Below are 12,754 nucleotides of genomic sequence, written 5' to 3'. Positions count from 1 at the left end.
TGAGGGGAGGTGACAGATTTGGCAACTGTTATAGAACGTGTAACTAAAGTTGTTGTTGACCGTTTAGGTGTCGACGAGAGCGAAGTGAAATTAGAAGCTTCTTTCCGTGATGATTTAGGTGCGGATTCACTAGATGTAGTAGAACTAGTAATGGAACTTGAAGAAGAATTCGATATGCAAATTGACGACGAGGATGCAGAGAAAATTGCAACTGTTGGAAACGCGGTATCATTCATCGAAAGCAAAATTGGCTAATTATACATTGCTAGGGGCACTTCTTTCATAATTTTGAAGGAAGTGTCTCTTTTTGCTTTTGCACATTGTAGGAGAAAAAGGTAAACTAAACAGGAGTATCAAAAGGAAGATAAGAAGGTTGATGACGATGATGAAAAAAAAGGGACTCTCACAAAAAAATGGTGCAATTTCAGAGAAAGCACGCCTCCAATTTGAGGAATTATTAAATAATTTAGGATTGCATTTTGATAATGCAAGTTTACTTTACAATGCATTTACGCATTCATCATATGTGAATGAGCATCGTCGTAAACTATTTGAAGATAACGAACGACTAGAGTTTTTAGGAGATGCAGTGTTAGAACTATCTGTCTCTAAATTTCTTTTCCTTAAATTCCCGAAAATGAGCGAAGGTGAGCTTACAAAATTGCGTGCAGCAATCGTTTGCGAACCATCATTAGTTATTTTTGCAAATGAACTAAACTTTGGGAAATACGTTTTACTAGGAAAAGGTGAAGAATTAACAGGTGGTCGAGAACGTCCAGCTCTTCTTGCAGACTGTTTTGAAGCATTTGTTGGTGCACTATATTTAGACCAAGGATTAGAAACAGTCGTTGGATTTTTAGAACGCGTCGTTTATCCAAAAGTAGAAATCGGTGCTTTTTCGCATGTGATGGATTTTAAAAGTCAGCTACAAGAAATGGTGCAACAAGCCAATTCGGGTGTGCTTCAATATGAGATTATTAATGAAAACGGACCAGCACATAATCGTACATTCGTGTCACATGTATTATTGAATGAACTCGAATTAGGCGTTGGTCACGGAAAATCGAAGAAAGAAGCTGAACAAAGAGCTGCTCAAAGTGCAATGATTGAATTGCAAAAACAGTCAGCTGACAATCAGGAGGTATAATTTTGTTTCTTAAACGGCTTGAAGTGATTGGTTTTAAATCTTTCGCCGATCGTATTGGTATTGACTTTGTGCCGGGAGTTACTGCTGTCGTTGGTCCAAATGGCAGTGGAAAAAGTAACGTAACGGATGCAATTCGATGGGTACTCGGAGAACAATCCGCAAAATCTCTTCGTGGTGCAAAAATGGAAGATGTCATTTTTGCTGGAAGTGACTCGCGCAAACCGCTTAACTTTGCAGAAGTATCATTGATATTAGACAACGAGGATGAACGATTACCAATCCCGTATAACGAAGTAAGTGTCACTCGTCGAGTATACCGCTCGGGCGATAGCGAATATCTATTAAACAAACAACAATGTAGATTAAAAGATATAACGGATTTGTTCTTAGACTCTGGTCTAGGAAAAGAAGCTTTCTCGATTATTTCACAAGGTCGAGTAGATGAAATATTAAACAGTCGTCCGGATGATAGACGCTCTATTTTCGAAGAAGCTGCAGGTGTATTGAAATATAAGCAACGTAAGAAAAAAGCCGAGCATAAATTATTTGAAACAGAGGATAACTTACATCGAGTGCTTGATATATTGCACGAATTAGACAATCGTATCGAGCCTTTGAAAATACAAGCGTCTGCTGCTGCGGATTATTTAAAGATGTCAAAAGAATTAAAGGACATTGATATAGCAGTTATCGTCCATGATTTACGTGTTTTGCAACAAACACTTGAAACAATTATGCAGGATAAAAAGCAATTTACGGTGACTGAGCAAGAACATATACACAATATGGAAAATAAAGAGTCACAAGTGGCTTCTATTCGAAAACAAATTACTAAGCTAGATAATTTACTAGACCAATCGCAACATCAACTTGTCGAAGCAAGTTCAGAAGTAGAGCGATGGGAAGGTCGTAAAGTATTAATGGCTGAAAAACGCCATAATGCCAGTGCGCAACTAGAGAAATTACAGCAATCACTTGAAAAAGCCCAAATCGCGGAGCGAGAGTGGCACGTACAACAAGTAGATAAACAAGAACAATTAACAATAAGACAAAAAACGTTTCAATTATTGAAAAAAAGTGTGAAACAGCTAGAAGATAACTTAAATCGTTCATCTACGGACATCGAAAAAGATATCGAAAACTGGAAAAACACCTATATTGATCGCCTCAATGAGGAAGCAACGGTTAAAAATGAATACAAAAATATTACACAACAGTTAGAACAACAAGAACAAGCTTCGTTCAAAATCACAAACCAATCGTCAGAAATGGCAGAAGAATTAGCTCAGTTAACGAAGGAACAACAGGTTGTTGAAAGCAAATTAAACGATGTAAAGCAACAGCTAGAAGAAAAACTGGCTGCTTATTCAGCTTGTCAATCGGAGCTAGCGAGTGCAACGAAACAATTTGAAAGTAAACAAGATATGCTTTTTAAAGGCTATCAGCATTTACAACAATTAAAGTCTCGAAAAGAAACTTTAGCGGAACTTGAGGCAGACTTCTCAGGCTTTTTCCATGGTGTAAAAGAGATTTTAGTTGCTAGAGAAAATAAAAAACTCTCTGGAATTCACGGTGCTGTTGCAGAGATAATTCAAGTAAGTGGAGAATATACAAAAGCGCTTGAAACAGCATTAGGTGCAGCTTCTCAACATATTGTGACTGAAACACAGCAGGATGCTCAAAAAGCAATTGCATGGCTAAAAGAAAAAAGAGCAGGTCGCGCAACATTTTTACCGAAGAATGTAATGAAATCACGAAAAATATCACGTGATGCACTTGGAGCGGCTGCAACTCATCCGTCATTTATTAATACAGCAGATGAGTTAGCGACATTTGATCCAACCTTCAAAACGATTGCAGAAAATTTATTAGGTAATGTATTAGTCGCAAAAGATTTACAGAGTGCAACACAAATCGCCAAATCATGCAATTATCGTTATCGCGTAGTAACGTTAGATGGGGACATAGTAAATGCCGGTGGTTCACTAACGGGTGGTTCTACTAAACAACAAACATCGTTATTTACTCGTAAAGCTGAACTTGAAGACTTAACTGGTCAGCTTGTTCAAATGCAAAAAACAATTGAACAAGCTGAAAAAGTTGTTGCAGAGCAGAAAAACTTTGTTTCTGCTAAAACGCTTCTACTAGAGGACTTACGTAAGCAAGGTGAAGTGTTACGTGATGAAGAATTTGAACTTAGTGGGCATTTCCGTGAATTAGAAGCAACGACAAAACGACTTGCTTTACGTGTTACTTTAGTAGCTACTGAAAAAGAAGATGCTACCGATCGCTCTTCAAACTTACAAGAAAATCAGATTTCTGCTAAAAAACGTTTGCAAGAGTTAACGGAAGAACTTGCTGAGATTAATGCGACAATAGAACAATTAAACGTACTTAAAGTACAGAGTGAAACAGCTCAAGATGCATTGAAAGAACAATATGCAGAGAAGCGTTCAGAGCTTGCTGTAATTCAAGAACAAGTAACGCAACTAAAACAAGCTTCTGAAGAAGTAACCGTGCAATATGACAAGGCGAAGTTGGAAGTCAATAACATTAGTCAAGAAATCAAATGGCTAACGAATGATGAAAGTCAAAATGGACCGTCTGATGAAGAAATAACTGCAAACATTACTACTTGGCAGTTGAAAAAGACGGACCTAATTTCGACCATTGCAACAAGCAAGGAAGAAAGAACGCAGCTACAAGTTACTTTGGATAGCTGTGAAGTCGAACTGAAGGAATTACAACGAGTGCATAAAGGTTTATTAGATGGCTTGCGCAATTATGATGTAAAACTGTCTCAACTGGAGTTTTCTAAGCAAGCTTTACTAGACCAACTAGCTGAAGACTATGAGCTCTCTTTAGACGAAGCCATCCGAGAATTAAATGAAGATATAGATGTTGAGATATCAAGAAGAAAAGTAAAATTATTAAAACAATCTATTATAGAATTAGGTCCCGTTAACTTAAATGCAATTGAAGAATTCGAAACAGTTTCAGAACGACATACTTTTTTAACGGAACAAAGATCAGATCTCATGGAAGCGAAAGAAACATTGCATGAAGCAATTCGTGAAATGGATGAAGAAATGTCAACACGCTTTAACGAAACATTCTTGAAAATCCGTGAACACTTCCAAGTTGTTTTCCGAGAATTATTTGGTGGTGGGCATGCTGATTTACAACTAGTTGAGCCTGACGATATACTTGAAACAGGGATTGAAATTGTCGCTCAACCACCGGGTAAGAAATTACAAAGTTTAAGCTTACTATCAGGTGGAGAACGTGCTTTAACGGCAATTGCGCTACTGTTTTCTATTCTAAAAACGCGACCTGTACCATTCTGTATACTAGATGAAGTTGAAGCTGCTCTTGATGAATCGAATGTTACTCGCTATAGTCAGTATTTGAAAAAATTTAGTCAAGAAACCCAATTCATCGTTATCACGCATCGTAAAGGTACGATGGAAGGCGCGGATGTATTGTACGGTATTACGATGCAAGAATCAGGTGTATCGAAACTAGTATCAGTGAAATTAGAACAAGAAGAACCTGTTCTAGTAGGACAAAGGAGCGAATAACAATGAGCTTTTTAAAGCGTATGAAAGAAAAACTAATGGGCGCGAAGCCTGAAGAGCTTGAAGTACAAACGGTAGAGACGATCGTTGAACAACAGGTTGACGATGTAGAAGAACCTACAGAGCAAGTAGTAGCTGATCAAACTGTAATTACTCCAGAAGTTGTAGAAGAACCTATAGCATCTGAACAAGCTCATCAAGAGGGAAAATCACAACCTAAAGAAGAAATTGTTGTTGAAGAATCAACTACTGAAGTTGTAAAAGTGGAAGAACCTCAAGAAGAGAAAAAATCAAAATGGGGCTTCTCAGCATTTTCTATTACAGAAAAATTCAAAGCGGGTTTAGAGAAAACACGTGATTCATTTACATCAAAAGTGAACGATTTAGTAGCTCGTTACCGTACAGTAGATGAAGATTTCTTTGAAGAACTGGAAGACTTATTACTACAAGCGGACGTTGGTTTTGAAACTGTAATGGAGCTAATGGATAAATTACGCTTTGAAGTTCAACGTCAAAACATTAAAGATACGAGCGGTATTCAATCACTTATTTCAGAAAAGCTTGTTGAAATTTACGAATCTAGTGATGAAGAGTCAATCGAGTTAAATATACAAGATGGTGAATTAACAGTTATTCTTTTTGTTGGTGTTAACGGTGTTGGTAAAACAACAACAATTGGAAAATTGGCGCATCGCCTAAAACAAGAAGGAAAATCAGTAATACTTGCAGCAGGTGATACGTTCCGTGCAGGTGCGATTGATCAACTTCAAGTTTGGGGAGACCGTGTTGATGTGGAAGTTATTAAGCAAGCAGAAGGGTCTGATCCTGCTGCAGTAATGTATGATGCCATTCGTGCAGCCAAAAACCGTGGAGCGGATGTGCTTATTTGTGATACAGCTGGACGTCTGCAAAATAAAGTTAATCTAATGAATGAATTAGAAAAGGTACATCGTGTAATTTCCCGGGAAATTCCGAATGCTCCGCATGAAGTTTTATTAGCTTTAGATGCAACTACTGGTCAAAATGCACTAGTACAGGCGCAGACATTTAAAGAAGCAACAAACGTGACAGGTATTGTATTAACGAAACTAGATGGTACTGCAAAAGGTGGTATTGTACTTGCTATTCGTAACAAATTGCATATTCCAGTAAAGTTTGTTGGTTTGGGTGAGAAAATGGACGATTTACAACCGTTTGATACAGAACGTTATGTATATGGCTTATTTGCTGACGCACTTGATCAACAGCTAGCAAAAGAAGAGGAATTAAACGAGCAATAAATAAATAGATGAACGATGCATAGCTTTTTGGCTATGCATTTTTCGTCTATTTAAACTTAGGTTTATATGAGGACTAAAATGTAATTAGACAAGTATATTTACTTGACAGAATTCCGATTATTCCTTATGATACTAAAAGAATGTGTAAAACAGGGGAGAGATTTCTTATGCTACTTGAAAAAACGACACGCATGAACTTTCTCTTCGACTTTTATCAAGCATTGTTGACTGATAAACAACGTAGCTATATGCAACTTTATTATTTAGATGACCATTCTCTTGGTGAAATTGCTGAAGCTTATGAAGTATCGCGTCAAGCAGTTTACGATAATATTCGTAGAACAGAAGCGATGCTTGAAGAATATGAAGACAAACTTCGATTATTCGAGAAATTTCAAAACAGACAACAAATAATTGCAGAGCTATCAAAAAAAACTACTGACAATAGTGCCTCGCAAACTGTGTGGCTAGAACTTATTGAACAGTTAAAGCAATGGGATTAGGAGGCGGCATGCATGGCATTTGAAGGATTAGCGGAGCGACTCCAAGGTACGATTTCGAAGATTAAAGGCAAAGGAAAAGTGACGGAACAAGACGTTAAAGAAATGATGCGTGAAGTCCGTTTTGCCTTGATAGAAGCGGACGTTAACTTAAAAGTTGTAAAATCTTTTATTAAGCGCGTTAGTGAACGAGCAATCGGTCAAGACGTCATGAAAAGTCTAACACCCGGTCAACAAGTTATTAAAATCGTAAAAGACGAACTGACAGAATTAATGGGTGGCGAACAAAGTCCTATTAAGTTCTCTCAAAAACCACCAACTGTTATTTTAATGGTAGGTTTACAAGGTGCCGGTAAAACAACAACTACTGGTAAACTTGCTAATGTTTTACGCAAAAAGTACAATCGTAAACCATTGCTTGTAGCAGCGGATGTCTACCGTCCAGCAGCGATTAAGCAATTGCAAACATTAGGTGATCAGCTATCTTTGCCGGTATTTGCTCTTGGTACAGAAATATCTCCAGTGGATATTGTCCGCCAAGCGCTGGAACATGCAAAGGAAGAGCATCATGATGTTGTATTAATCGATACAGCAGGTCGTCTTCATATTGATGAAAACTTAATGCAAGAATTGAAAGACATTCGTGCATTAAGAGAACCAGATGAAGTCTTCTTAGTTGTCGATTCTATGACAGGTCAAGATGCGGTTAATGTAGCTAATAGCTTCAATGAAGCAGTAGGTATTACGGGTGTAGTTCTAACGAAATTAGATGGGGATACACGTGGTGGTGCGGCTTTATCAATCCGCTCTGTTACAGAAAAACCAATTAAATTCGTTGGTATGGGTGAGAAAATGGATGCTTTAGAGCCATTCCATCCAGAGCGTATGGCTTCACGTATTCTTGGTATGGGCGACATGATGTCCTTAATCGAGAAAGCGCAAGCGAACGTTGACGAAGAAAAAGCAAGAGAAATGGAAGAAAAGTTCAGAACACAGAGCTTTACTTTCGATGATTTTTTAGATCAAATGAGCCAAGTGAAAAAAATGGGACCTTTGGATGAAATTCTAAAAATGCTTCCAGGTGCCAATAAAATTAAAGGCTTAGAAAATGCGAAAATCGATGATAAACAAATTGGTCATATTGAGGCCATTATTCTCTCGATGACGCCAGCTGAAAAAACGAATCCTGAGATCATCAACTCAAGTCGTAAAAAACGAATTGCAAAAGGTTCAGGTTGCTCTGTTCAAGAAATAAACCGACTTTTAAAACAATTTGAAGATATGAAGAAAATGATGAAACAAATGACGGGTATGACGCAAAAAGGGAAGAAAAAAATGAAACTTCCTGGTTTGGATTCACTGTTTAAATAATTTTTTAAACTAAAAATTAGTGTGTTAAGAAAAAACACTTTACAAACAATCCAAAGCTTGCTATTATACTATCTTGTGTGAAACTATTCGGAGGTGCAATTAAAAATGGCAGTAAAAATTCGCTTAAAACGTATCGGGGCAAAAAAGGCTCCTTTCTATCGTATTGTAGTAGCAGACGCTCGCGCACCACGCGACGGCCGCTCAATTGAAACAATTGGTACATTCAATCCTTTAACTACTCCAGAAGAAGTTAAGATTGATGAAGAAAAAGCATTAGCATGGTTAGCAAATGGTGCAAAACCATCTGATACAGTACGCAACTTGTTCTCATCACAAGGCATTATGGAAAAATTCCATAACTCAAAAATCAGTAAATAATCGGAGGTGACAGCATGAAGCAGCTGATTGAAACAATCGTTAAACCTTTAGTCGATTATCCAGAAGAAGTTCGTATTACAACCGAGGAGAGTCCGAATCGAATTGTATATAAACTTTCTGTTCACCCTAGTGATATGGGAAAAGTAATTGGTAAACAGGGCCGTGTTGCAAAAGCGATGCGTACAATTGTTTATTCAGCAGCGGGCAGTCATCATAAGAAGAAGACATATGTCGATATTCTAGATTAGTCAAAAAGGAGGGAGCTTTAGTTCCTTCCTTTTTTGTTACGATTAAAATTAAATTAATCCTCTAATAATGTATTGAGGATGTTCACATATTTATTAAGAGGTGATTTAGATGGAATGGTATAACGTAGGTAAAATCGTTAATACACATGGAATAAGAGGTGAGGTGCGTGTCATCTCACAAACGGACTTCCCTGAAGAACGCTATGTAGTAGGAGAACAAATTGCACTGTTTAAAAAAGATTCTAAAAAACCATTACGACTAACAATCGCATCAGCCCGTGCTCACAAAAACTTCATTCTACTATCGTTTGAAGGCTATCCAAATATTAATGATGTAGAAGACTTCCGTGACGGTATTTTAAAAGTATCAGAAAAGCAACTAAGTGAATTAGCAGATGATGAATACTATTACCATGAAATCATTGGCTGTACTGTTTTTGATGAAGAGGGTACAGAAATTGGACAAGTAAAAGAGATTTTCGAAACCGGTGCTAATGATGTCTGGACTCTAAAAGGTGTTAATGGTAAGGATCAATATATTCCGGTAATAGACGATGTCATTAAAGAAATCGATGTTGACGAGAAGAAAATCATTATTCATGTGATGGATGGTTTGTTATCATGATGAATATCCACGTATTATCGCTATTCCCGAATATGTTTGAAGGCGTATTTGGTTCTTCTATTTTAAAAAAAGCTCAAGAAAAAGGAGCTGTTACTTTAGGTGTAACAGATTTCCGTGAATTTTCGATTAACAAACACAACCAAGTAGATGATTATCCGTACGGTGGTGGGGCTGGTATGGTATTAAAGCCAGAACCCCTTTTTAACGCCGTAGAAGCGCTTGTAAGCGAAGGTAAAAAGCCGCGTATCATTTTGATGTGTCCACAAGGAGAACGCTATACACAAGCTAAAGCAGAGGAATTAGCGCAAGAAGAAGACTTAATCTTCCTTTGTGGCCATTATGAAGGCTATGATGAGCGAATTCGTCAGCATCTTGTAACGGATGAAATTTCTATTGGGGATTATGTCTTAACAGGTGGTGAGCTGGGGGCAATGACAGTGATTGATAGTGTCGTTCGCCTGTTACCTGGGGTTTTAGGCAATAATGATTCCCCTGTATTAGATTCTTTTTCAACTGGTTTACTAGAGCACCCACATTACACTCGCCCTGCTGAATTCCGTGGTATGAAAGTGCCAGATGTTTTACTTTCTGGGAATCATGCGAAAATTGACGAATGGCGTGAGCAACAATCAATAAAAAGAACGTTTGAGAGACGCCCGGATCTGCTTGATAAAATGGAGTTAAATCCAAAGCAACAAAAATACTTGAATTTATTAAAATTGGGTAAATAATTATTGCATAGTATCACACAATATGATAATATTAAAAATGCATTTCTATGAGAAATGCCGAATTACGGTGTTCCGCTGTATCATCAAGAGGAGTTACAAGAACATCTGTCTAAGGAGAGAATATAATGTCAAACATCATTACAGAAATCACTAAAGAACAACTTCGCACAGACATTCCTGCGTTCCGCGCTGGAGATACTGTAAAAATCGACGTTAAAGTAGTCGAAGGAACTCGCGAACGTATCCAAGTATACGAAGGTGTAGTTATTAAACGTCGTGGTGGCGGTATTAGCGAAACTTTTACAGTTCGTAAAATTTCTTACGGCGTAGGTGTTGAGCGTACGTTCCCAGTTAACACTCCAAAAATCGCTAACTTACAAGTAGTACGTCGCGGTAAAGTACGTCGCGCTAAACTATACTACCTACGTAACTTACGCGGTAAAGCGGCTCGTATTAAAGAAATTCGATAATACATTTTTTTGCCGAAGAGAGAGCTTGTATTACAAGCTCTCTTTCTTTTTGCTTGAAATGATAAATCCTTGTACAATAAGAACAGAATAGTCAAGGGGGACATCGAAATGGAAAAAACAAAAAAAGAGAAAAATGAGTTATGGGAATGGACAAAGGCATTAGTAATTGCTTTTGCATTAGCTGCAATTATTCGTTATTTTTTATTCACGCCGATTGTAGTAGATGGCGAGTCTATGATGCCAACCCTTGAAAATGGCGACCGCATGATTGTAAATAAAATTGGCTATAAAATTGGTGACTTGCACCGGTTTGATATAGTTGTATTCCACGCACCGGAAAAGAAAGATTATATTAAACGTATTATTGGTTTACCAGGAGATCAGCTAGAATATAAAAATGATCAACTTTATATCAATGGCAAGGCAATTGATGAGCCTTACTTACAACAATATAAAGATGAAATTACAGATGAAGGTACATTAACTGAAGACTTTACACTTGCGGATATCGAACAGCTGGATAAAATTCCAGATGGTTATGTTTTTGTAATGGGAGATAATCGTCGATATAGTAAAGATAGTCGACATATAGGGATTGTAAAAATAGATGATATTATCGGTAAAACAAATATTGTTTTTTGGCCTTTTGATCAAATTGGTACCGTGAAATAACGAACAGGAGTGAAACACATGACCATTCAATGGTTTCCGGGACATATGGCGAAGGCTCGTCGTGAAGTAACTGAAAAACTGAAATTGGTTGATATTATTTTTGAATTGATTGATGCGCGCTTGCCATTATCTTCAAGAAATCCAATGCTAGATGAAGTAATACATCAAAAAACGCGTTTACTTATTTTGAACAAAGCAGATATGGCTGATGAAATTCAAACGCGTAAATGGATAGATTATTTTGAATCAAAAGGGCACCGAGCTGTAGCTATTAATTCATTAGATGGAAAAGGCCTTAACAAAGTAACAAAGGCCGCACAAGAGTTATTAAAAGAGAAATGGGATCGTATGCGCTCAAAAGGTATGAAACCTCGTGCAATTCGTGCGATGATTGTAGGTATACCAAACGTTGGCAAGTCGACATTAATTAATCGACTTGCTAAAAAGAATATTGCTAAAACAGGAAATACACCTGGGGTAACGAAATCACAACAGTGGATCAAATTTGGTAAAGAGCTTGAACTGTTAGATACACCCGGAATTTTGTGGCCGAAATTTGAAGATCAAGAGGTAGGTTATAAACTTGCTTTAACAGGGGCTATTAAGGATACCATTACAAACATGGATGATTTGGCAGTATACGGATTAAACTTTTTGAGTAAGCATTATAAAGGCCGTATGGAAGAACGTTATAAATTAACAGAAGTCAGTGAAAACCTTGAAGAGACATATAATCATATTGGTCAATTACGTCGAGTTTTCGCTACTGGTGGTGAAATTGACTACGATCAAGTTGCAGAACTAATTGTACGAGATATTCGTAACCAGCAATTAGGTAAGCTAACATTTGACTTTGTAGAAGACATAATCGAAGAATAAAAACTAACCTTTTTTACCTCATGGTGAAAAAGGTTTTTTTCTAGATTTTTTAGAAATAGTGCCGATAGTATAAATAGATACAAAAGGGAGTTTGAGTTTTGAAAACGATAAAAGACATTAAAGAAGCATTAAATAATGAGCAGCAATACCAATCTTGGATGGCAGAAATAGAATCGGATGAACGCTTAGGCGTACAAAAAGTATGGCAACAATGGCTTCGAAAAAAAGCGAAATTAGACAAAATAATAGCAGAGCATGAGGAGAAACTGGAATTCGATAATTCTTACCGCACACACCCTACTGCAAATATTGCAGGTACGGATGAAGCAGGTAGAGGCCCGTTAGCGGGTCCTGTTGTTACAGCAGCTGTTATTTTACCTAAGGATTGTCCGGAGCTTGTTGGGTTAAATGATTCCAAACAGTTATCAAAAGAAACTAGAGAATCATTTATGGCGAAAATTATGGAATGTGCTATCGCAACCTCTATACATTTTCAACCTGCAGAAGTAATTGACGACCTCAATATTTACGAAGCGACAAAACAGTCCATGAAAGCTTCTATAGAGACGCTACAAGTAAAACCAGATTTTGTTTTAGCGGATGCAATGACTTTACCGATCGATATTCCACAAGATTCTATTATAAAAGGCGATGCCAAAAGCTTAGCTATAGCAGCGGCTTCTATATTGGCGAAAACAGCACGTGATAACTATATGGAAGAAATGGATGTAAAATATCCCCAATATGGTTTTGCGCAACATGCAGGTTACGGTACAAAACAACATTTAGAGGCTTTACGTAAATTTGGCCCTACAGACATTCATAGAACAACGTTTGAACCAATCAAATCAATGATTCATAAGAAAGGGTGAAGA

The 12,754-nt window shown here is 37.4% G+C and carries 14 protein-coding genes; all 14 read left to right on the top strand.

All coding sequences use genetic code 11. The features are described from left to right. The first annotated feature begins 18 nt into the window (after positions 1–18). Positions 19–255, top strand: coding sequence for an acyl carrier protein (locus AC3IS5_RS15940; protein ID WP_038183995.1), 237 nt, complete (start codon positions 19–21; stop codon positions 253–255). A 130-nt stretch (positions 256–385) separates the two neighbouring features. Beyond that, a complete protein-coding gene (gene rnc / locus AC3IS5_RS15935) occupies positions 386–1,147 on the top strand; it encodes a ribonuclease III (protein WP_489427920.1) in 762 nt (253 codons plus the stop codon). Between the two features lie 2 nt (positions 1,148–1,149). Then, positions 1,150–4,728 carry a chromosome segregation protein SMC gene (gene smc / locus AC3IS5_RS15930; protein WP_489425276.1) on the top strand — a complete coding sequence of 1,193 codons (3,579 nt, stop codon included), beginning with the start codon at positions 1,150–1,152 and terminating at the stop codon, positions 4,726–4,728. A gap of 2 nt (positions 4,729–4,730) precedes the next feature. Continuing rightward, positions 4,731–6,005 carry a signal recognition particle-docking protein FtsY gene (ftsY, locus tag AC3IS5_RS15925; protein WP_489425275.1) on the top strand — a complete coding sequence of 425 codons (1,275 nt, stop codon included), beginning with the start codon at positions 4,731–4,733 and terminating at the stop codon, positions 6,003–6,005. Positions 6,006–6,172: 167 nt separating this feature from the next. After that, on the top strand, positions 6,173–6,508 hold the full coding sequence (locus AC3IS5_RS15920) for a putative DNA-binding protein (protein WP_038184004.1): 336 nt from the start codon (positions 6,173–6,175) through the stop codon (positions 6,506–6,508). A gap of 12 nt (positions 6,509–6,520) precedes the next feature. Beyond that, a complete protein-coding gene (gene ffh / locus AC3IS5_RS15915) occupies positions 6,521–7,876 on the top strand; it encodes a signal recognition particle protein (protein WP_489425274.1) in 1,356 nt (451 codons plus the stop codon). Between the two features lie 105 nt (positions 7,877–7,981). Beyond that, positions 7,982–8,254, top strand: coding sequence for a 30S ribosomal protein S16 (gene rpsP / locus AC3IS5_RS15910; RefSeq protein ID WP_038184010.1), 273 nt, complete (start codon positions 7,982–7,984; stop codon positions 8,252–8,254). Between the two features lie 14 nt (positions 8,255–8,268). Then, entirely contained in the window at positions 8,269–8,502 is a 234-nt protein-coding gene (locus AC3IS5_RS15905; protein ID WP_427732394.1) for a KH domain-containing protein, read from the top strand. 109 nt (positions 8,503–8,611) lie between these two features. Further along, a complete protein-coding gene (rimM, locus tag AC3IS5_RS15900; protein WP_193738700.1) occupies positions 8,612–9,127 on the top strand; it encodes a ribosome maturation factor RimM in 516 nt (171 codons plus the stop codon). Beyond that, complete coding sequence (gene trmD, locus AC3IS5_RS15895; RefSeq protein ID WP_489427919.1) at positions 9,127–9,858, top strand: tRNA (guanosine(37)-N1)-methyltransferase TrmD; 732 nt, start codon at positions 9,127–9,129, stop codon at positions 9,856–9,858. Before rimM ends, trmD begins: the two co-directional genes overlap by 1 nt. A gap of 125 nt (positions 9,859–9,983) precedes the next feature. After that, positions 9,984–10,328 (top strand): 50S ribosomal protein L19, encoded by a 345-nt coding sequence (gene rplS / locus AC3IS5_RS15890; RefSeq protein ID WP_038184017.1) that lies wholly within the window; start codon positions 9,984–9,986, stop codon positions 10,326–10,328. Between the two features lie 108 nt (positions 10,329–10,436). Next, positions 10,437–11,000, top strand: coding sequence for a signal peptidase I (gene lepB / locus AC3IS5_RS15885; protein ID WP_489425273.1), 564 nt, complete (start codon positions 10,437–10,439; stop codon positions 10,998–11,000). 18 nt (positions 11,001–11,018) lie between these two features. Then, positions 11,019–11,879, top strand: coding sequence for a ribosome biogenesis GTPase YlqF (gene ylqF, locus AC3IS5_RS15880; RefSeq protein WP_193738701.1), 861 nt, complete (start codon positions 11,019–11,021; stop codon positions 11,877–11,879). Between the two features lie 98 nt (positions 11,880–11,977). Then, positions 11,978–12,751: a ribonuclease HII gene (gene rnhB / locus AC3IS5_RS15875; protein WP_489425272.1), complete on the top strand. Its 774-nt coding sequence runs from the start codon at positions 11,978–11,980 to the stop codon at positions 12,749–12,751. Positions 12,752–12,754 lie beyond the last annotated feature (3 nt).

The sequence above is a fragment of the Viridibacillus sp. KH_047 genome (assembly GCF_057838945.1).
Note: the sequence above shows the minus strand (reverse complement) of the source record. Positions and strands in the feature narration are given on the sequence as shown.